A 21,291-nucleotide genomic window follows, 5' to 3' on the forward strand; every position below is an offset into this window, starting at 1 on the left:
TAGTTTGGTGATGATGGCAGAGAGGTCACACCCGTTCCCATACCGAACACGGAAGTTAAGCTCTCTAGCGCCGATGGTAGTTGGGACCTTGTCCCTGTGAGAGTAGGACGTCGCCAAGCAACTAAACACGAGTCAAATGACTCGTGTTTTTTCGTATTTTCTTTTATAATCCATAGTAATTAAAAAAATGTGCTTAAATAATTACTATTTTGATTAAATGCAGGGGAATGTGGCTAGGATAGTGAATAAGCAAAAGAGTTGCAAATTTTATTAATACGTATATAATTAAAGTCAAAGATAGTCAAAGTCAATAAAGGTGGCGGATAAATGAGAAATATATCTGATATCATTGAGCAATATCTAAAGCAAGTTATTGACTTAAGTAATAATAATGTGATTGAAATCAAAAGAAATGAGATTGCGGATCGCTTCGAGTGCGTACCATCTCAAATCAATTATGTAATCAATACCCGTTTTACATTAGAAAGAGGATTTGTAGTAGAAAGTAAACGTGGTGGAGGAGGTTACATTCGCATTATAAAAGTCAAACTGCATGATGATATAGACATTATTGATCAAATGCTTCATATGATTGATCATAGCGTTGCACAAGGGAATGCAGAGAGTATGATTATACGTTTATTAGAAGAGGGAATTATAACAGGCCGTGAAGCAAAACTAATGTTAAGTGTACTAGATCGTTCTGTATTATCAATGGATATTCCTTCTCGAGATGAACTTAGGGCTCGAATATTATGCGCAATGTTAAGAACACTGAAATATAAATAAATACAGCTTTTGTAAAAGAATGATAATTAAGATAGGGCAGTTAAATATTGTAGAAGTTTTGAAAAAGAGCATGTACTTTTATCTAAATGGATTAAGGAAAGAGGACAATCTAGTAATGTATGAAAAGTATCATGAGGTAGATCGTTCCTGTTGTAAAGGTGGGGATATTGATGACTTGTCAAAACTGTAATATAAGACCAGCAACTTTACATTATACAAAAGTAATCAACGAGAAGAAGGCGGAAGTTCATCTTTGTGAGCAATGTGCAGAGCAAAGTGGCTATACGTCTTTCTTTCAATCATCACAGTCTAACTTTTCATTTCATGATGTATTTGCTGGTTTATTACACGGTGAATCAACAATGTTTGGAGAAGGAAAAAACGGGTTTTCAAATACAAATACAGTAAGATGTCCAGGTTGTAAGATGACATATGAACATTTTACAAAGGTGGGACGCTTTGGTTGTGCTTCTTGTTACGATACATTTAAAGGACACTTAAACCCATTGTTAAAGCGACTTCATGGTGGACATACAGAACATTGTGGAAAAATTCCGGAACGAATGGAAGGAAATATCCACTTAAAGAAAGAATTAGATGAACTAAAACTTATTCTGAAACAATATGTACAGAATGAGGAGTTTGAGAAAGCTGCTGAGGTAAGAGATGAAATTCGAGGGCTTGAAACTCAGCTTAGTGAGCATAGAGAGGGGGAGTAGTTCTATGTCACTGGACAAAATTATGAATGAAGCGATTAGTCCATGGATGAAGGGGGATGGCCCTGATTCTGATATTGTTTTAAGTAGTCGAATTCGTTTGGCTCGTAATTTTAAGCAATATCAATTTTCTACTATGCAAAACGAAGAGGAAGCTCAAAAGGTTCAAGAATTATTTAAAAAGAAATTTATAAATAAAGCGGTAGAGCCCTTTGGGAAGTTTGGACTATTAAAAATGAATGAATTAACTCCTCTTCAAAGGAGAGTTTTAGTTGAAAAGCATTTAATTAGTCCAAATCTAGCAGGGACTGAATATGGAGCATGTCTGTTATCAGAAAGCGAACACATTAGTGTGATGCTTAATGAGGAAGACCACATTAGGATTCAGTGCCTATTTCCAGGACTACAGTTATCAAAGGCGCTTCAAAGCGCCAATCAAATAGATAATTGGATTGAAAAAGAGGTTGAATATGCTTTTGATGAATCACTTGGATATATTACGAGTTGTCCTACTAACGTTGGTACAGGATTAAGAGCTTCTGTAATGATTCATTTACCAGGGCTGGTTTTAACAAAAAGAATTAGCCGTATTATACAAGTAATTCAAAAATTAGGTTTAGTAGTAAGAGGAATATACGGTGAAGGTAGCGAAGCGTTAGGTAATATATTTCAAGTATCAAATCAAATGACGCTAGGGAAATCCGAAGAAGATATTATTGCAGATTTAAAGAGTGTCATGCAGCAAATCATACAACAAGAAAAATTGGCCAGAGAATTAATTGTACAAAATTCGAGTATTGAGCTTGAAGATAAGGTTTATCGTTCTTACGGTATACTAGCAAACAGTCGTTTAATTCAATCTGCAGAAGCGGCAACTTGCTTATCGGATGTACGACTCGGTATTGATCTAGGATATATAAAAGGTATATCGAGAAATATTTTGACTGAGCTAATGGTTCTTACGCAACCTGGTATTTTACAACAATATGCAGGAGGACCTTTAGGACCAGAAGAAAGAGATTATCGAAGAGCAACCTTAATCCGTGAGCGATTACGTATTGAAAAAAACTAAGCGCAAGTAGGAGGCGATTTCTATGATGTTTGGAAGATTTACAGAAAGAGCACAGAAAGTATTAGCTTTATCTCAAGAGGAAGCAATTCGCATTGGGCATAATAACATTGGAACAGAACATATTTTACTTGGGCTTGTACGCGAAGGTGAAGGAATTGCAGCAAAAGCGTTAATTGCTCTTGGATTGAGCCCGGAGAAAGTGCAAAAAGAGGTAGAAGCGTTAATTGGACGTGGAACAGAAGCTTCTCAAACTGTACATTATACACCTCGTGCTAAAAAAGTTATTGAATTGTCTATGGATGAAGCGCGTAAGCTAGGACATTCTTACGTTGGAACAGAACATATTTTACTTGGCTTAATCCGTGAAGGTGAAGGTGTAGCGGCACGTGTATTAAATAATTTAGGTGTAAGCCTCAATAAAGCAAGACAACAAGTGTTACAACTTCTTGGAAGTAACGAAGCAAGTTCAGGTCACCAAGGTGGTTCATCGACAAATGCAAATACACCGACACTAGACAGTTTAGCGCGCGACTTAACAGTTGTTGCACGTGAGAATCGTTTGGATCCTGTTATTGGACGTAGTAAAGAAATTCAACGTGTAATTGAAGTGTTAAGCCGTAGAACAAAAAACAATCCAGTGTTAATTGGAGAGCCTGGTGTAGGTAAAACAGCAATTGCTGAAGGGTTAGCACAGCAAATCGTAAATAATGAAGTTCCTGAAACGTTAAGAGATAAGCGTGTTATGACACTAGATATGGGAACAGTGGTAGCTGGGACGAAATATCGTGGTGAGTTTGAAGATCGTTTAAAGAAAGTAATGGATGAAATACGTCAAGCAGGGAATATTATTCTATTTATTGATGAACTTCATACATTAATCGGTGCAGGTGGAGCAGAAGGTGCAATCGATGCATCAAATATTTTAAAACCATCTTTAGCACGCGGAGAATTACAATGTATTGGTGCGACAACTTTAGATGAGTATCGTAAATATATTGAAAAGGATGCAGCTTTAGAGAGACGTTTCCAGCCAATTCATGTTGATGAGCCGAGTCTAGAAGAATCAACTCAAATCTTGAAAGGTTTACGCGATCGTTATGAGGCCCATCACCGTGTGTCTATTACAGATGATGCAATTGATGCAGCTGTGAAACTTTCCGATCGTTATATTACGGATCGTTTCTTACCAGATAAAGCAATTGATTTAATTGATGAAGCTGCTTCAAAGGTTCGCTTACGTTCTTATACAACACCACCAAACTTAAAAGAGCTTGAAGTGAAGCTTGAGGAAATTCGAAAAGAAAAAGATGCGGCTGTACAAAGTCAAGAGTTTGAAAAGGCTGCTTCCTTACGTGATATGGAACAACGCTTACGTGAGAAATTGGAAGATACAAAGCGTCAGTGGAAAGAACAACAAGGAAAAGAAAATTCAGAGGTTACGGTAGAAGATATTGCAAATGTCGTTTCTACATGGACACGTATCCCTGTTTCTAAACTTGCACAAACAGAGACTGATAAATTATTAAACTTAGAATCCATTCTTCATGATCGTGTCATCGGCCAGGATGAAGCGGTAGTGGCTGTAGCGAAAGCTGTTCGTCGTGCAAGAGCAGGACTGAAAGATCCGAAACGTCCAATTGGTTCATTTATTTTCTTAGGACCAACAGGTGTAGGTAAAACAGAATTAGCAAGAGCATTGGCAGAATCTATGTTCGGTGATGAGGATGCAATGATTCGCATTGATATGTCTGAGTATATGGAGAAACATTCAACTTCTCGCTTAGTTGGTTCTCCTCCAGGATATGTTGGGTATGAAGAAGGCGGACAATTAACAGAGAAGGTTCGTCGTAAGCCGTATTCAGTTGTCCTATTAGATGAAGTAGAGAAGGCGCATCCTGATGTATTTAATATTTTACTACAGGTATTGGAAGATGGTCGTTTAACTGATTCTAAAGGACGTACAGTTGACTTCCGTAATACGATTGTTATTATGACGTCTAACGTTGGTGCTGAGGCGTTAAAACGTAACAAACATCTTGGATTTAACGTACAAGATGAAAGCCGTGATTATTCGGATATGAAAGGTAAAGTAATGGATGAGCTGAAAAAGGCATTTCGTCCAGAATTCTTAAACCGTATTGATGAAATTATCGTATTCCATATGCTTGAGAAAAAACATATTCAAGAAATTGTGACTCTTATGGTAAATCAGTTAGTGAATCGCTTAAAAGAACAAGAAATTGAATTGCAATTAACAGAAGGGGCGATTGCAGCTATTGCTGATAAAGGGTTTGATCGTGAATATGGTGCTCGTCCACTACGTAGAGCAATTCAGAAGCATGTAGAGGATAGACTATCGGAAGAACTTTTAAAAGGTGCTATTGAGAAAGGACAAAAAGTTATCTTTGATGTAGAAGGGGAAACATTTGTCATTCATAGTGCTGAAAAGGTAAAATAAGTATAGACAAACTAAGAGGGCTACGAGATAGCCCTCTTTCTTGTACGAGAAGGTCAAATGTTTATAGATGAAAGCGAAGTGAAATATAAAAAGATATGGCTAAAAAGAAAACAAAATTCACATGTCAAGAGTGTGGTTATCAATCACCAAAATATATGGGTAAATGTCCAGGGTGTGGTCAATGGAATTCGCTTGTTGAAGAGATGGAACCAGTTGTATCATCCAGACGCCTAAATTATGCAAATGCAATTCAAACAGAAGTAACAAAACCAAGACGTCTTACAGAAGTAGAAACAAAGTCTGAGGCACGTATTGAAACAAAATTTCAGGAGTTTAACCGTGTACTAGGTGGCGGAATTGTAGATGGATCTTTAGTACTTATTGGTGGGGACCCTGGGATTGGAAAATCAACGTTATTATTACAGATTTCCTCGCAATTAGCAGATGCTTCATATGATGTATTGTATATATCAGGTGAGGAGTCAGCAAAGCAGATTAAACTTCGTGCAGATCGTTTACATGTAAATGGTAGTAATCTATTTGTTGTATCAGAGACAGATTTACAGCGTATTGCAGCACATATTGAAGAGATGAATCCTGCTTTTGTTGTTATTGATTCTATTCAAACGATACATTTACCTGAGGTGACATCAGCTCCTGGTAGTGTGGCGCAAGTACGTGAATGTACAGCAGAATTAATGAAACTTGCAAAAACAAAGGGAATCCCAATTTTCATCGTAGGGCATGTGACAAAAGAAGGTGCAATTGCGGGACCGCGTATGCTAGAACATATGGTCGATGCAGTTCTTTACTTTGAAGGAGATCGACACCATACATATCGTATTTTACGAGCTGTAAAGAATCGTTTTGGTTCTACGAATGAAATGGGTATCTTTGAAATGAAAGAACTTGGCCTTGCAGAAGTCTTAAATCCTTCTGAGATTTTCCTTGAGGAAAGACCAGTTGGAGTTGCAGGTTCAACAGTAGTTGCCTCAATGGAAGGAACAAGACCAGTTTTAGTAGAAATACAGGCATTAATTTCCCCTACTAGTTTTGGAAACCCTCGAAGAATGGCGACAGGAATTGATCATAATCGTGTCTCGCTTATTATGGCGGTACTAGAGAAAAGAACAGGTTTACTATTACAAAATCAAGATGCGTATTTAAAAGTAGCTGGTGGTTTGAAATTAGATGAACCGGCAATTGATTTAGCTGTTGCCTTAAGTATAGCTTCAAGTTTTAGAGATAAATCTACGGCACCAACTGATGCGGTAATAGGAGAAGTTGGATTAACTGGAGAAATAAGAAGAGTATCAAGAATCGAACAACGTGTACAAGAAGCAGCTAAATTAGGATTTCAACGTGCTATCATTCCTAGAAAAAATTTAGGGGGGTGGACAATTCCAGAGGGGATTGAGGTTGTAGGTGTTTCTAATTTAGGAGAAGCGCTTCGTTTGACATTAGGAGGCTAGGCTATGGAAGAAAATAAGCAACGTGTCAAAAGTATAATTAATATTTTACAGCTCGTGGCCCCGGGAACACCACTGCGCGAAGGGATAGATAATGTACTTCGCGCACAAACAGGGGGACTAATTGTTCTTGGGTATAATGAGCAGATTAAAAGCATTGTTGATGGTGGTTTTCATATTAATTGCGCATTCTCTCCTGCTAGTTTATATGAATTAGCAAAAATGGATGGAGCACTTATTTTAAATGAAACTGGAAGTAAAATTTTAATTGCAAACGCACAGTTAGTTCCGGATTCATCTATTGATTCTATTGAAACAGGTATGCGTCACCGAACAGCAGAGCGTGTAGCAAAGCAGACGGGCAGCCTTGTTGTGGCCATTTCACAAAGACGTAATGTAATTACGCTATATCAAGGGAACTTACGTTATACATTAAAAGATATAGGTGTCATTTTAACAAAAGCAAATCAAGCAATTCAAACGCTAGAAAAATATAAGGCTGTATGGAATGACGGCATTACGAATTTGGGCATTCTAGAATTTGAAGAGGTCGTTACAATGTCCGAGGTGGTTCACGTTTTACATAGTGTTGAAATGGTGCTGCGTATAAAAAATGAAATATTGAGCTATATTCATGAGTTAGGAACAGAAGGTAGGTTAATTCGTTTACAGCTTACAGAATTACTAGCTGATTTAGAGGCAGAGGCAGCATTGTTAATTAAAGATTATCACCAGGAGAAAACACAAGACCATCATCAAATCTTGAAAAAGTTACAAGATCTTGCAAATACACAACTTTTAGAGGATAGTGATTTAGTTAAATTACTTGGCTATCCAGGACAAACAAGTTTAGAAGAAAGTGTGACACCTAGAGGGTATCGAATTACAAGCAAGATTTCTCGTGTTCCGCCACTTATTATAGAGAATTTAATTAATCGATTTAAAACATTGCAAGGTGTTTGCCGAGCAACTATTAATGAATTGGATGATGTGGAAGGAATTGGAGAAGTGAGAGCGAAGAAAATACGAGAAGGTCTAAAAAGAATTCAAGAGCATCTCTATATGAGTAGACACAATTAAGAATATTACATTGATTCTATAATATAACGACACTAGAACATTTTTGGTATATGATATGATATATTGGTAAATAAAACTATTTACAAAAAAACACGTCCGCTTTTGCATTCGGCGTTTTGATTAGCGAAACAATGGTTAATAATGAGTAGGAGGTGGTTGGATGTTAAAACGGATTGTACAGCTCTTCTTTTTAGTGATCGGGGGAGCGTTAGGGATTTACTTAATCCCAAAAATTATTAATGTATTAGATATCGGTGCGGTTCCTTTGTTGGAAGGATCGTATGTTCGTGCAATTATTGGTGCAATTATTTTATTTTTAACAACATTTTGGCTTGTAGATTATATTGTTCAACTTATTAAGCATATTGAAGAGGCTCTTGTAAAGGCGCCTGTAGCAGATGTTTTATTTGGTACATTAGGATTAATCTCTGGTCTTATTGTTGCATATTTAATTTTGATACCAATTCGTGAATTTACAATTCCAGTTATTAGTACGGTGTTGCAAGTGTTCTTCACCCTTTTACTTGGATATTTAGGATTCCAAGTAGGATTTAAAAAGAGGAATGAATTGCTAGGATTATTTACATTACCCCAACGCGGAGGTAAGAAGAAAAACAATAGTGAGAATGAAGAGGTAGAGGTCGAAGCGGAAAAATCTACGACTCATTGGAAAATTCTTGATACGAGTGTAATTATTGATGGACGTATTGCAGATATTTGCCAAACAAAGTTTTTAGAAGGAACAATTGTCATTCCGCAATTCGTATTAGAAGAGCTTCAGCATATTGCCGATTCTTCAGATGCTTTAAAGCGTAATCGTGGCCGCAGAGGACTAGACATTTTAAATCGTATTCAAAAGGAGATGCCAATTCCGGTAGAAATTTATGAAGGCGATTTCGATGATATCCAAGAAGTAGATAGCAAGCTTGTAAAGTTGGCAAAAATCACTGGTGGAACTGTAGTAACAAACGATTTCAATTTAAACAAAGTTTCTGAATTACAAGGGGTTACGGTGTTAAACATTAATGATTTAGCTAATGCGATTAAACCAGTCGTACTCCCTGGTGAAGAATTAAGTGTTTATGTTGTGAAAGATGGTAAAGAACAAAATCAAGGTGTTGCATACTTAGATGATGGTACGATGATTGTAGTAGAAGATGGTAGAGAGTATGTGGGTTCACAACTTGACGTACTTGTTACTAGCGTATTACAAACATCGGCTGGTCGTATGATTTTCGCAAAACGTAAATTGCTAGAAAAAGCATTATAAGTAGAGGATTATTAATATGTATACATTAATTATTCCGGCAGCGGGCCAAGGAAAACGAATGGGTGCTGGTAAAAATAAGTTATTTTTACTTATAGATGAAGTACCAATTATTGTGCACACATTGCGTGCTTTTGAAAAAGATAAAGCGTGCAAAAGTATTATTATGGCAATTAACGAAGAGGAACGCCCGTATTTTGAAGAGTTAATGCAGAAGTACCAGATTGAAAAGCACGTACAATTTATTCAGGGTGGAGCCGAAAGACAAGATAGCGTATATAACGCACTTCAGTATGCGAGTGGTGTCGAATATGTTCTTGTGCATGACGGGGCACGCCCGTTCGTAACGAATAAAGTGATTCGCGATGTATTAACTGCAGCAGAAAAATATGGAGCTTCCATTTGTGCAGTGCCAGTAAAAGATACTGTTAAGAAAGTAGAGCGGGGTGTTGTTGTAGAAACGGTAGAGCGATCTCAACTTAACGCTGTACAAACACCACAAGGATTCTCTGTTTCTCTTTTGCTAGAAGCTCATAGAAGCGCAAAGCAAAGTTGTTTTCTTGGCACAGATGATGCAAGTCTCGTAGAACGTGTTGGGAAGCAAGTAGGTGTAGTAGAGGGGAGTTACTATAATATTAAAGTGACGACTCCGGAAGATCTATTAATTGCTGAAAGTTTCCTACGTGTTCAGAAGAAATAACGTTGATGATGTGTTAATAAAGAAAAGCTCGGCAACAGCCGGGCTTTTCTTTATAAGGATAGCGATATAATATAGAGTCATAAAGCTCAGTAGTTTAGCTTAAGGAGGAAGTAAGGATGTTTCGAATTGGACAAGGTTTTGATGTACATGAATTTGCGGAAGGGCGCCCGTTGATTATCGGTGGAATTACAATTCCACACGAGAAAGGATTAATCGGTCATTCAGATGCAGATGTATTGTTACATACGATTGCTGATGCATGTTTAGGTGCGATTGCAGCAGGAGATATCGGAAAGCATTTTCCTGATACAGACCCAGCTTTTAAAGATGCAGATTCAGCTGTATTGTTACAAAAAGTTTGGGAATTTGTACGTGAACAAGGTTATGAGTTAGGAAATTTAGATTGTACAATTATTGCTCAAAAACCAAAAATGGCACCACATATTGAGAGCATGCGTAAGCGCATTAGTGAACTGTTAGAAACGTCTATCGATAACATTAATGTAAAGGCAACAACAACAGAAAAATTAGGATTTACAGGTAGAGAAGAAGGGATTGCTTCTCAAGCAGTTGTTTTATTACAGAAAAAATAATGGTTTTTAATTCGTAAGATGGATAATCACATTTTTTTGGTGTACAATTATAGAATGTGTTGACATTAAGAATGGAAGGTGTACCAATTATGGAAAAGCAAGTGAGAGTACGCTACGCGCCAAGTCCAACAGGACACTTACATATCGGAAATGCGCGTACGGCATTATTTAATTATTTATTTGCTCGTCATTTAGATGGCAAGTTTATTATTCGTATTGAAGATACTGATGTAAAACGTAACGTGGCTGGTGGAGAAGAAAGCCAATTAAAATACTTGAAATGGCTCGGTATGGACTGGGATGAAGGTGTTGATGTTGGTGGTGAATTTGGACCATATCGCCAAACAGAGCGTTTAGATATTTATAAAAAATTATATGAAGATTTATTAGAGCGTGGTTTAGCTTATAAATGTTATATGACAGAAGAAGAGCTTGAAGCAGAGCGTGAAGGACAAATCGCTCGCGGTGAAACACCTCGTTACGCAGGTAACCACCGTGAATTAACTGCAGAACAAGTGAAAGAATTTGAAGCTGAGGGACGTATTCCAAGTATTCGCTTCCGTGTACCAGCTGATCGTGACTACACATTCAAAGATATTGTAAAAGATGAAGTTGCGTTCCATTCAAATGATTTCGGTGATTTTGTTATTGTGAAAAAAGATGGAATTCCAACTTATAACTTTGCAGTAGCAGTAGATGATCATCTAATGGAAATTACACATGTACTTCGTGGTGATGATCATATTTCAAATACACCGAAACAAATGATGATTTATGAAGCTTTCGGCTGGGATATTCCACAATTCGGTCATATGACTCTAATTGTTAATGAAAGTCGTAAAAAGTTAAGTAAGCGTGATGAATCTATTATTCAATTTATTGAGCAATATAAAGAGCTTGGGTATCTTCCAGAAGCAATCTTTAACTTTATTGCACTACTAGGTTGGTCTCCGGTAGGAGAAGAAGAAATCTTCTCTAAAGATGAGTTTATCAAAATGTTCGATGCAGCTCGTTTATCAAAATCACCTGCATTATTTGATTCTCAAAAACTAAAATGGATGAACAACCAGTATATGAAAAAGCAAGATTTAGATACGGTTGTAGAGTTAAGCTTACCGCATTTAGTGAAAGCTGAACGTGTGGGAGAAACTTTAAGCGAACAAGACCAAGCTTGGATTCGTGATGTAATTGCTTTATACCATGAACAAATGAGTTTTGGAGCTGAAATTGTAGAGCTTTCTGAAATGTTCTTTAAAGATCATGTTGATTATGAAGAAGAAGGACAAGAAGTATTAAATGGTGAACAAGTACCTGAAGTACTTCGTGCATTTGCTGGTCAAATAGAAGCTCTAGAAGCAATGGAGCCAGCAGCAATTAAGGCAGCGATTAAAGCAGTTCAAAAGGAAACAGGACATAAAGGTAAAAATTTATTTATGCCAATCCGTGTTGCAACTACAGGACAAACGCATGGTCCAGAGCTTCCGAATGCTATTGCACTTCTTGGAAAAGAAAAAGTTTTAAATCGTCTTCAAAAAGTAATTGGTTAACATTTTCTAGGTTTAGAAATATAATAAGTATACCTAAAACCTAATAAGGAAAAGCGACGAGAAGGAGAAGTAGAAAATCAGGCTTTTTACAGAGAGAACCACCTTTAGGCTGGGAGTGGTTTATAAGCGGATTTTTGAAATGCCCCTTCGAGTCTTCTGCTGAACAGTGAATTGCTTCGTGGGATGTCTTAGGCCGCAAAGTAAGCAGAAGCGGTGTACACCGTTATCATGGATGAGTTTGAGGCTTTTTTAAGCCTAAACAGAGTGGAACCGCGCTTAAAAGGCGTCTCTGTCAATATGACAGAGACGCCTTTTTTTTTATACCGTGTAAATAGGTATGAATATGGAATTTATCTCCTTATATAAAGAATTAGGGGAGAAGTGATGGGTTAGGGGAGTTAGTTTGCTCGACAAAAAAGCAGCCCATAAAGGGGAGGGAACACCGATGTTTAAGAGGCTTCGGGAAGATATTGAAGTCGTTTTTGAACAGGATCCAGCGGCAAGAGGTTATTTCGAAGTCATTTTAACTTACTCTGGATTACATGCAGTTTGGGCCCATCGAATTGCACATGCTTTTTATAAAAGAAATTTTTTCTTTCTTGCACGTTTTGTTTCACAAGTGAGCCGCTTTTTTACTGGCATTGAGATCCATCCAGGAGCAACTATTGGTCGACGCTTTTTCATAGATCATGGAATGGGAGTTGTAATTGGAGAAACTTGTGAAATTGGTGATAATGTAACGATTTATCAAGGGGTTACATTAGGTGGTACAGGAAAAGAAAAAGGGAAGAGGCACCCAACAATTCAGGATAATGTATTAATTGCGACGGGTGCTAAAGTTCTTGGGTCTATTACTGTGGGAGAGAATTCTAAAATCGGAGCAGGGTCTGTCGTATTAAAAGAAGTTCCTGCACATTCTACAGTTGTAGGTATACCTGGCCGTGTCGTTATTCAAAATGGAGTAAAGATTGGTCAAGAATTAAATCACTCTGACCTTCCAGATCCGATTTTTGATAAATTAAAGGCTATGGAAGTAGAAATTGATAAATTGAAGAAACAATTGGAATTAAAGGTAGAAAGGAAGGATAAAAATGACTATTCACATTTATAATACGTTAACACGTCAAAAAGAAGAGTTTATTCCATTAGAAGAAAATAAGGTAAAGATGTATGTATGCGGACCTACAGTTTATAACTACATTCATATTGGGAATGCAAGACCTCCTATGGTATTCGATACAGTGCGTCGTTATTTAGAATACAAAGGATACGATGTGCAATATGTATCTAACTTTACGGATGTAGATGATAAATTAATTAAAGCGGCAAATGAATTAGGTGAAGATGTACCGACAATTGCTGATCGTTTTGTTGAAGCGTACTTTGAAGATGTAACAGCACTAGGTTGCAAACACGCAACAGTTCATCCTCGTGTAACAGAAAATATGGATATCATTATTGAATTTATTCAAGAACTTGTGAATAAAGGGTATGCATATGAATCAGAGGGTGATGTGTACTTTAAGACGAAGGAATTCGAAGGTTACGGTAAATTATCACATCAACCAATCGCAGATTTACGTCACGGTGCTCGTATTGAGGTAGGGGAAAAGAAACAAGACCCTCTTGATTTTGCTTTATGGAAAGCTGCGAAAGAAGGAGAAATCTTCTGGGAAAGCCCTTGGGGGCAAGGACGTCCAGGATGGCATATTGAATGCTCAGCAATGGCGCGTAAGTACTTAGGGGATACAATTGACATTCATGCTGGTGGTCAAGACTTGGCGTTCCCACATCATGAAAATGAAATTGCGCAGTCAGAGGCATTGACTGGAAAAACGTTTGCACGTTACTGGATGCATAATGGATATATTAATATTAACAATGAGAAGATGTCTAAATCGCTTGGTAACTTTATTTTAGTTCACGATATTATTAAGCAATACGACCCGCAGTTAATTAGATTCTTTATGTTATCAGTACACTATCGTCACCCGATTAACTTTAGTGAAGAGTTATTACAAAGTACGAATAATGGACTGGAAAGAATTAAAACAGCTTATGGAAACTTAAAGCATCGTATGGAGAGTAGTACGGATTTAACGGACCATAATGAGAAATGGTTAGCTGAAATAGAGAAATTCCAGACTGCATTTGAAGAGGCAATGAATGATGACTTTAACACTGCAAATGCAATTACCGAATTATACAACGTAGCAAATCATGCAAATCAATATTTACTTGAAGAGCATACATCTAAAGTTGTAATTGAAGCATACGTAAAACAATTGGAAACGTTATTTGATATTTTAGGATTAGAATTATCAAAAGAAGAATTACTGGATGAAGAAATTGAAGAGCTTATCCAAAAGCGCATTGAAGCTCGTAAAAATCGCGATTTTGCATTGTCTGATCAAATTCGTGACGATTTAAAAGAACGTAATATTATTTTAGAAGATACCGCTCAAGGTACAAGATGGAAAAGAGGATAAGGATGATTGATGCAAAGCAATTAAACAGCTTGGCGTTAGCGTATATGGGTGATGCGGTATATGAACAATATATCCGCTATCACCTCCTTCAAAAAGGAAAAGTTCGCCCTAATCAATTACATCGCTTAGGGACGAGCTTTGTTTCAGCAAAAGCACAGGCGAAAGTTGTTTATCATTTATTAGAGACGGCATTTTTGACAGAGGAAGAAGAGGCGGTATTAAGAAGAGGGCGTAATGCAAATTCAGGTACAGTTCCGAAAAATACGGATGTACAAACATATCGACATAGTACAGCCTTTGAAGCACTAATTGGTTATCATCATTTATTAAATAATCGTGAAAGATTAGATGAAATTGTATATAAGGCAATTGCAGTTTTAGAAGAAAAGGAAGGGGGCACATCATCATGACTAGTGAATATATTATCGGACGTAACCCTGTAATTGAAGCGTTAAGATCAGGGAGAGATATTAATAAAATTTGGATCGCAGAAGGTGCTGCCAAAGGACAAGTACAAATTGTACTAGCGTTAGCGAAAGAAAATAAGATTATTTTACAACATGCACCAAAGAAAAAGTTAGATCAATTAGTTGAGGGTAATCATCAAGGTGTAATTGCTCAAGTAGCTGCATATCAGTATGCAGAGTTAGAAGATTTATTCAAAGTGGCAGAAAAACGTAATGAAGATCCATTCTTCTTAATTTTAGATGAGATTGAAGATCCGCATAACCTAGGTTCTATTATGCGTACTGCTGATGCAACAGGAGCTCATGGAATTATTATTCCGAAGAGAAGAGCTGTGGGACTTACAGCATCAGTTGCGAAAGCATCAACAGGAGCGATTGAATACATTCCTGTTGCGCGCGTAACAAACTTATCTCGTACAATTGATGAATTAAAAGAGCGTGGACTTTGGATTGCTGGTACAGATGCCAAAGGGAAAACGGATTACCGTAATTTAGATGGTACAATGCCGATTGGATTAGTAATTGGTAGTGAAGGAAAAGGTATGAGTCGTATTATTGGTGAAAAATGTGATTTCCTAATCACTCTACCGATGGTGGGGAAAGTTACATCCTTAAATGCTTCAGTAGCCGCAAGTTTGTTAATGTATGAGGTATATCGTAAACGTCACGAAATTGGTAAATAAAAAATGAACGATATTTTAATCGTTGACGGTTACAACATTATCGGAGCTTGGGGAGATTTGAAGAAACTGCGGGATGTAGATTTACAATCATCAAGAGATGCGCTTATTGATAAGATGGCGGATTATCAAGGGTATACAGGCACAAAAGTGATGATAGTCTTTGATGCCTATACAGTCCATGGTATTGAAAAAAAGATGAAACAATCTCGTGTAGAAGTCATATTCACACGAAAGAATCAAACTGCAGACGAAAAGATAGAGCAACTTGCAATAGAGCTTAGAAATATAAATACACAAATATATGTTGCGACTTCTGATTATACAGAACAATGGGTTATATTTGGGCAAGGTGCCCTTCGAAAATCTGCGCGTGAATTAGAGTTGGAAGTACAAGCGATGGAACAACAAGTAAGAAGGCGTACAAAAGACACGAAAGAACAGCAGCCCGCCATGAGAAAGATATTTAGTAAGGATATTACAGAAAAATTAGAAAAATTAAGAAGAGGAGAGCGTTGAAGCATTGACGCTCTTTATCTTTTTACTGTATAATATTGCTAAATAAATAGCGGTCGGAGGGATCAAGGTGGAAGCAGGCTTCGTAAGTATAGGCGACGTTACATTTCGTGATTTAGAGGATGAGGCAATCGTTGAGTTAGTTCGAAAAGGTAATACTGACGCTCTAGAATATTTAATTCACAAGTATAAGAACTTTGTTCGTGCGAAATCAAGATCTTACTTTTTAGTGGGTGCCGATCGAGAAGACATTGTTCAAGAAGGTATGATAGGGTTGTTTAAAGCAATTCGTGATTATAAAGAGGACAAGCTGTCTTCATTCAAAGCATTTGCTGAACTATGTATCACTCGACAAATTATTACCGCTATTAAAACGGCAACAAGACAAAAACATATTCCTTTAAATTCGTATGTGTCTTTAGATAAGCCGATTTACGATGAGGAATCTGATCGAACGTTATTGGATGTTATTTCTGAAGCAAAGGTGACTGATCCTGAAGAGATGATCATTAGCCAGGAAGAATATACAGACATAGAATCAAAAATATCTGAATTATTAAGCGATTTAGAAAGGAAAGTGCTTTCTTTATATTTAGATGGTCGTTCTTATCAAGAGATTTCAGAACAGTTAAACAGGCATGTGAAATCTATTGATAACGCTTTACAACGAGTAAAGAGGAAATTGGAACGATATATGGAAATGAGAGAAAGTACAACTTTAAATTCATAAGAAGTAACAAGTGCTACAGGTGTAAAATAAATCACCTGTTTTCTTTTGTAGAGAGTACAAATGCATGTCATTGACATTGTCTTTTATTGTATGATACATTTTTAGGGACATAATGTTACAAGGTTGGTGTAACTAATGAGGAAAAAAGTTGTACTCTCATGTGAAGAGTGTAAAAATCGAAACTACTCTACTATGAAAGATACGAGCTCAATAGAGCGACTTGAAATAAAAAAGTTTTGTAAAACATGCAATCAGCATACAGTTCACAAGGAAACAAAATAAATAATTGAAATAATACACTGGAGGTCCCGCAGATGCGTTTAACGAACTTTTTCGGCGATGTAGGTCGCGAAATGAAAAAAGTAAGTTGGCCTAAAAAAGATGAATTACTCCGCTCAACAGCGACTGTTGTTGCTACAGTTGTGTTCTTTGCGATTTTCTTCGCAGTAGTTGATATGGGCATTTCTTCTTTAATTCGGTTAATTCTTGGTTAATTCTTGAATAAGAAGCACTTATCCATGATATAATGTTATTTATAAGAACTGTGTAAAAGCCCGGTGAACGGGTTTTTTCATTTGCGCAAAAAAATGTACGTCAGGGAGGGAAGGACGCTCGTCCTAAATGAATGGAAAAAAGTTGGTATGTTGTCCATACTTATTCTGGATATGAAAATAAAGTAAAAGCAAACCTAGAGAAACGTGTAGAATCAATGGGTATGCAAGATAAAATTTTCCGTGTTGTTGTCCCGGAAGAAGTAGAAGTAGAAATGAAAAACGGAAAAGAAAAATTAATGAAAAGAAAAGTGTTCCCAGGTTATGTATTAGTAGAATTAATCATGACTGATGACTCTTGGTATGTTGTACGTAACACGCCAGGTGTAACTGGGTTCGTTGGTTCTTCTGGTTCTGGATCTAAACCATCACCTCTATTAGAAGAGGAAGTTGTTACCATTATGAAACATATGGGCATGGATAACGAAGTGGTTGATTTCGACTTTGAACTTCATGAGACAGTACGTGTAAATGAGGGGCCATTCGCAGATTATACAGGTGCTATTGAAGAAATTGATGTGGAGAAGAAAAAGGTTAGCGTACTTGTGGACATGTTTGGTCGCGAGACTCCAGTTGAACTTGACTTCCATCAAATTGAAAAATTATAAAATGAAACTTGAAATGAATTGTAAAAAGTGATAATATCTTTTAAGTCAGTACGTCTTCGTTATCGGAGACGTTTTTTGAAAGATTTTATCCTTACAGATAAAATATGACGTGGGAGGGCAAATCACTGTCCAATTGACCACATCACGGACTTAAGGAGGTGTGTCTCGTGGCTAAAAAGGTAATTAAAATGGTAAAGCTTCAAATTCCTGCAGGTAAAGCTAACCCAGCTCCACCAGTTGGTCCAGCATTAGGACAAGCAGGTGTTAACATCATGGGCTTCTGTAAAGAGTTTAACGCTCGTACAGCAGATCAAGCTGGTCTTATCATCCCTGTTGAAATTACGGTATTTGAGGACCGTTCATTCACTTTCATTACTAAAACTCCTCCTGCTGCTGTTCTTCTTAAGAAAGTAGCTGGTATTGAGTCTGGTTCTGGTGAACCAAACCGTAATAAAGTGGCAACTGTTAAGCGTGATAAAGTACGCGAAATCGCTGAAACTAAAATGCCTGACCTAAACGCTGCTAGCGTAGAAGCTGCAATGCGTATGGTTGAAGGTACTGCACGCAGTATGGGCATCGTTATCGAAGACTAATTCGATTTGTTTTTAAAAAAGGTTGCGGGTCTGGAATTCCAATTCGCAACCTTTATTATCGTAAATGATTATCGTTTTTAAATAAATGGATGGCGCTCATCCTCAGGTTATACCTGAAAACAGGCGTAAACGTGGGAGGTTATTCCGCTAAAACCACATTCGAGGAGGAAATAAAAATGGCTAAAAGAGGTAAAAAGTACGTAGAAGCTGCAAAGCTTGTTGATCGTGCAGCTGCTTACTCTGCAACAGAAGCAGTAGAATTAGTAAAGAAAACAAACACAGCTAAATTTGATGCAACTGTAGAAGCTGCATTCCGTTTAGGTGTTGACCCTAAGAAAGCTGACCAACAAATCCGTGGTGCAGTTGTTCTTCCACATGGTACTGGTAAAGTACAACGTGTATTAGTATTTGCTAAAGGTGAAAAAGCTAAAGAAGCTGAAGCTGCTGGAGCTGACTTCGTAGGCGATACTGATTACATCGGTAAAATCCAACAAGGTTGGTTCGATTTCGATGTAGTAGTAGCAACTCCTGATATGATGGGTGAAGTTGGTAAACTTGGTCGCGTATTAGGACCTAAAGGTTTAATGCCAAACCCTAAAACTGGAACAGTTACTTTCGATGTAACTAAAGCTGTTAACGAAATCAAAGCTGGTAAAGTTGAATACCGCGTTGATAAAGCTGGTAACATCCACGTTCCAATCGGTAAAGTATCTTTCGAAGATGCTAAATTAGTAGAAAACTTCAAAACAATTGCTGACACTTTACAAAAAGTTAAGCCAGCTGCTGCAAAAGGTACTTACATGAAGAACGTAACAGTTGCTTCTACAATGGGACCTGGCGTACGTGTAGACGTTTCTACATTAGCGTAAATTTTGGAAGTTGACTTCATAAAGAAGTTTTAATATAATCATTTATGTTGTGAATTTAATTAGTGTACCGTAGACAGTAGGTGTCAATAGACTTAATTTCCTACCTAGGTGTTAATATACGAAGCGGAATCTTTTTTCTGTGACTATATGCCTCCATGTCTACAAGTTGGGCATGGAGGTTTTTAGTGCACTTTCGGTACATCTTCTATATAATCTACAGGAGGTGTAATAACATGAGCAAAGTAATCGAAACTAAACAACAAGTTGTAACTGAAATCGCGGACAAACTTCGCGCTAGTAAATCTACAATCGTTGTTGACTACCGTGGTTTAACAGTTTCTGAAGCAACAGAATTACGTAAGCAATTACGTGAAGCTGGCGTTGAGTTCAAAGTTTACAAAAACTCTCTAACTCGTCGTGCTGCAGAATCTGCTGAAATGGCTGAGTTAAATGAATTCTTAACAGGACCAAACGCAATCGCGTTCAGTAACGAGGATGTAGTTGCTCCTGCGAAAGTATTAAACGACTTCGCTAAAGATCATGAAGCTTTAGAAATTAAAGCGGGCGTAATCGAAGGTAAACTTGTAACACTTGATGAGGTTAAAGCAATCGCTACTCTTCCATCACGTGAAGGCTTACTTTCTATGCTTCTTAGCGTTCTTCAAGCTCCAATCCGTAACCTTGCACTTGCTACTAAAGCAGTTGCAGACCAAAAGGAAGAGCAAGGCGCTTAATTTTTTGAAAGATAATTACGTATTATCGATAAAACAATACAAACCTATTTAAGGGAGGATATTTACAATGACTAAAGAACAAATCATTGAAGCAGTTAAATCTATGACTGTATTAGAACTTAACGACTTAGTAAAAGCTATCGAGGAAGAATTCGGCGTAACTGCTGCTGCTCCTGTAGCTGTTGCTGGTGGCGCTGGAGAAGCTGCTGCTGAGAAAACTGAATTTGATGTGGAACTAACTAGCGCTGGTGCACAAAAAATCAAAGTTATCAAAGTTGTTCGTGAAATCACTGGTCTTGGCTTAAAAGAAGCTAAAGAATTAGTTGACAACACTCCAAAAGTAATCAAAGAAGCTGCTGCTAAAGAAGAAGCTGAAGAAATCAAAGCTAAACTTGAAGAAGTTGGCGCTGCTGTAGAAGTTAAGTAATTAACTTTTGATGCTTTAAAAAAAGCTCGCTCTCATGCGAGCTTTTTTTTTAACTGTAAAGAAAAGAGGTGGCCATATGGCAGACCATTATTTTTCTAACGACCCTTCTAGTAAAAGTGATCGCAAGCGATGGGAGTTTGTCCTTCGTGGATCTCGATTTACTTTCTTATCTGACCATGGGGTGTTCTCGAAAAACGAAGTGGACTTTGGTTCCCGTCTTTTAATTGAAGCGTTTCAAATGCCAGATATTAAAGGTAATATATTAGACGTAGGTTGCGGATACGGTCCTATTGGTTTGTCGTTAGCGAAAGAGTTTCAAGGTCGTGAAGTTCACATGGTGGATGTGAATGAGAGGGCACTTGGGCTTGCGAAAGAAAACGCCGCTAATAACAAAATCGAGAATATACGTATTTTTCAAAGTAGCGTCTATGAAAATGTAGATGGTAAGTATGCTGCTATTCTATCTAACCCTCCGATTCGTGCGGGTAAAGATATCGTACATGAGATTTTAGAAAAAGCTGTGGAGTATTTAGTTCCAGGTGGAGAACTTTGGATTGTTATTCAAAAGAAACAAGGTGCACCGTCTGCGCTAAAAAAACTAGAAGAAGTATTTTCTGAAGTTGAGGTTGTAGAAAAGAAAAAAGGATATTATATCATAAAATCAAAAAAACGTTGACGGTTATTTTTGGCTATGTTAACATTATACAATGCCAATATATGATTTTCTGCGTTGAGAAAGATGTATATTTTTGTTTCTCTTGGAAAAGATAGTAAAATCAGCAGATTATGAAACAGAATGATGGTTTTCTTATAGAAGCCATTTTTCTTTTTTGAGCAGGTAGAAAGACTCAACGTATTTATCTTTAAGAGAAAGAGACTACGCTAATAGCAGTAGTTGTATTTATTTGTGATTTTGCACAAATTTTTTTGTGCATT

24 protein-coding genes, 1 rRNA gene and 2 other annotated features are annotated in these 21,291 nt (G+C 37.2%); all 25 genes read left to right on the plus strand.

The window, feature by feature from the left end; genetic code table 11:
• The first annotated feature begins 3 nt into the window (after window positions 1-3).
• The 25 genes from rrf to ACTFRH_RS28390 all read left to right on the plus strand — a co-directional run bounded on the left by rrf (window position 4) and on the right by ACTFRH_RS28390 (window position 21,031).
• Window positions 4-119 (plus strand): 5S ribosomal RNA (rrf, locus tag ACTFRH_RS28270).
• 208 nt (window positions 120-327) lie between these two features.
• Window positions 328-789, plus strand: coding sequence for a transcriptional regulator CtsR (gene ctsR, locus ACTFRH_RS28275; protein WP_001244565.1), 462 nt, complete (start codon window positions 328-330; stop codon window positions 787-789).
• A 170-nt stretch (window positions 790-959) separates the two neighbouring features.
• Window positions 960-1,508 carry a UvrB/UvrC motif-containing protein gene (locus ACTFRH_RS28280; protein ID WP_000128402.1) on the plus strand — a complete coding sequence of 183 codons (549 nt, stop codon included), beginning with the start codon at window positions 960-962 and terminating at the stop codon, window positions 1,506-1,508.
• A gap of 4 nt (window positions 1,509-1,512) precedes the next feature.
• Entirely contained in the window at window positions 1,513-2,577 is a 1,065-nt protein-coding gene (locus ACTFRH_RS28285) for a protein arginine kinase (RefSeq protein ID WP_000050842.1), read from the plus strand.
• A gap of 22 nt (window positions 2,578-2,599) precedes the next feature.
• Window positions 2,600-5,035, plus strand: coding sequence for an ATP-dependent protease ATP-binding subunit ClpC (gene clpC, locus ACTFRH_RS28290; protein WP_000971184.1), 2,436 nt, complete (start codon window positions 2,600-2,602; stop codon window positions 5,033-5,035).
• A gap of 95 nt (window positions 5,036-5,130) precedes the next feature.
• Window positions 5,131-6,507, plus strand: coding sequence for a DNA repair protein RadA (gene radA, locus ACTFRH_RS28295; protein WP_001085202.1), 1,377 nt, complete (start codon window positions 5,131-5,133; stop codon window positions 6,505-6,507).
• A gap of 3 nt (window positions 6,508-6,510) precedes the next feature.
• A complete protein-coding gene (disA, locus tag ACTFRH_RS28300; protein ID WP_000392158.1) occupies window positions 6,511-7,584 on the plus strand; it encodes a DNA integrity scanning diadenylate cyclase DisA in 1,074 nt (357 codons plus the stop codon).
• 160 nt (window positions 7,585-7,744) lie between these two features.
• Complete coding sequence (locus tag ACTFRH_RS28305) at window positions 7,745-8,854, plus strand: PIN/TRAM domain-containing protein (RefSeq protein WP_000919677.1); 1,110 nt, start codon at window positions 7,745-7,747, stop codon at window positions 8,852-8,854.
• A gap of 16 nt (window positions 8,855-8,870) precedes the next feature.
• Window positions 8,871-9,551, plus strand: coding sequence for a 2-C-methyl-D-erythritol 4-phosphate cytidylyltransferase (gene ispD / locus ACTFRH_RS28310; protein WP_000288285.1), 681 nt, complete (start codon window positions 8,871-8,873; stop codon window positions 9,549-9,551).
• A gap of 116 nt (window positions 9,552-9,667) precedes the next feature.
• Window positions 9,668-10,144 carry a 2-C-methyl-D-erythritol 2,4-cyclodiphosphate synthase gene (gene ispF / locus ACTFRH_RS28315; RefSeq protein WP_000488386.1) on the plus strand — a complete coding sequence of 159 codons (477 nt, stop codon included), beginning with the start codon at window positions 9,668-9,670 and terminating at the stop codon, window positions 10,142-10,144.
• 89 nt (window positions 10,145-10,233) lie between these two features.
• A complete protein-coding gene (gene gltX, locus ACTFRH_RS28320; protein WP_000415141.1) occupies window positions 10,234-11,691 on the plus strand; it encodes a glutamate--tRNA ligase in 1,458 nt (485 codons plus the stop codon).
• Between the two features lie 47 nt (window positions 11,692-11,738).
• Window positions 11,739-11,985: a binding site (T-box leader), on the plus strand.
• A gap of 151 nt (window positions 11,986-12,136) precedes the next feature.
• Complete coding sequence (gene cysE / locus ACTFRH_RS28325; RefSeq protein ID WP_000476496.1) at window positions 12,137-12,802, plus strand: serine O-acetyltransferase; 666 nt, start codon at window positions 12,137-12,139, stop codon at window positions 12,800-12,802.
• Window positions 12,783-14,180 (plus strand): cysteine--tRNA ligase, encoded by a 1,398-nt coding sequence (gene cysS / locus ACTFRH_RS28330; RefSeq protein WP_000152251.1) that lies wholly within the window; start codon window positions 12,783-12,785, stop codon window positions 14,178-14,180. The genes cysE and cysS overlap by 20 nt, the downstream gene beginning before the upstream one ends.
• Before the next feature lie 2 nt (window positions 14,181-14,182).
• Window positions 14,183-14,590 carry a Mini-ribonuclease 3 gene (locus ACTFRH_RS28335; protein ID WP_000564261.1) on the plus strand — a complete coding sequence of 136 codons (408 nt, stop codon included), beginning with the start codon at window positions 14,183-14,185 and terminating at the stop codon, window positions 14,588-14,590.
• Complete coding sequence (rlmB, locus tag ACTFRH_RS28340) at window positions 14,587-15,330, plus strand: 23S rRNA (guanosine(2251)-2'-O)-methyltransferase RlmB (protein WP_000200237.1); 744 nt, start codon at window positions 14,587-14,589, stop codon at window positions 15,328-15,330. Before ACTFRH_RS28335 ends, rlmB begins: the two co-directional genes overlap by 4 nt.
• A 3-nt stretch (window positions 15,331-15,333) precedes the next feature.
• On the plus strand, window positions 15,334-15,846 hold the full coding sequence (locus ACTFRH_RS28345) for an NYN domain-containing protein (protein ID WP_000997886.1): 513 nt from the start codon (window positions 15,334-15,336) through the stop codon (window positions 15,844-15,846).
• 67 nt (window positions 15,847-15,913) lie between these two features.
• Complete coding sequence (locus ACTFRH_RS28350; protein WP_000387193.1) at window positions 15,914-16,573, plus strand: RNA polymerase sporulation sigma factor SigH; 660 nt, start codon at window positions 15,914-15,916, stop codon at window positions 16,571-16,573.
• A 135-nt stretch (window positions 16,574-16,708) separates the two neighbouring features.
• Entirely contained in the window at window positions 16,709-16,855 is a 147-nt protein-coding gene (gene rpmG / locus ACTFRH_RS28355) for a 50S ribosomal protein L33 (protein ID WP_014481927.1), read from the plus strand.
• A gap of 32 nt (window positions 16,856-16,887) precedes the next feature.
• Window positions 16,888-17,067, plus strand: a complete 180-nt coding sequence (gene secE, locus ACTFRH_RS28360) for a preprotein translocase subunit SecE (protein ID WP_001241323.1) — start codon at window positions 16,888-16,890, stop codon at window positions 17,065-17,067.
• A gap of 131 nt (window positions 17,068-17,198) precedes the next feature.
• Window positions 17,199-17,732, plus strand: coding sequence for a transcription termination/antitermination protein NusG (gene nusG, locus ACTFRH_RS28365; RefSeq protein WP_000415794.1), 534 nt, complete (start codon window positions 17,199-17,201; stop codon window positions 17,730-17,732).
• A gap of 167 nt (window positions 17,733-17,899) precedes the next feature.
• Window positions 17,900-18,325, plus strand: coding sequence for a 50S ribosomal protein L11 (rplK, locus tag ACTFRH_RS28370; protein WP_001085872.1), 426 nt, complete (start codon window positions 17,900-17,902; stop codon window positions 18,323-18,325).
• A gap of 176 nt (window positions 18,326-18,501) precedes the next feature.
• On the plus strand, window positions 18,502-19,194 hold the full coding sequence (gene rplA, locus ACTFRH_RS28375) for a 50S ribosomal protein L1 (protein ID WP_001987630.1): 693 nt from the start codon (window positions 18,502-18,504) through the stop codon (window positions 19,192-19,194).
• 49 nt (window positions 19,195-19,243) lie between these two features.
• Window positions 19,244-19,388 (plus strand) — a sequence feature (ribosomal protein L10 leader region).
• Between the two features lie 39 nt (window positions 19,389-19,427).
• Window positions 19,428-19,928 (plus strand): 50S ribosomal protein L10, encoded by a 501-nt coding sequence (rplJ, locus tag ACTFRH_RS28380; protein ID WP_000048716.1) that lies wholly within the window; start codon window positions 19,428-19,430, stop codon window positions 19,926-19,928.
• Window positions 19,929-19,995: 67 nt separating this feature from the next.
• Window positions 19,996-20,355: a 50S ribosomal protein L7/L12 gene (rplL, locus tag ACTFRH_RS28385; protein WP_000159736.1), complete on the plus strand. Its 360-nt coding sequence runs from the start codon at window positions 19,996-19,998 to the stop codon at window positions 20,353-20,355.
• Window positions 20,356-20,431: 76 nt separating this feature from the next.
• Window positions 20,432-21,031 (plus strand): class I SAM-dependent methyltransferase, encoded by a 600-nt coding sequence (locus tag ACTFRH_RS28390; protein WP_000763289.1) that lies wholly within the window; start codon window positions 20,432-20,434, stop codon window positions 21,029-21,031.
• Window positions 21,032-21,291: the final 260 nt, after the last annotated feature.

Origin of the sequence: Bacillus cereus group sp. MYBK216-1 (assembly GCF_051916495.1) — a bacterium.
Lineage (GTDB): Bacteria > Bacillota > Bacilli > Bacillales > Bacillaceae_G > Bacillus_A > Bacillus_A thuringiensis_K.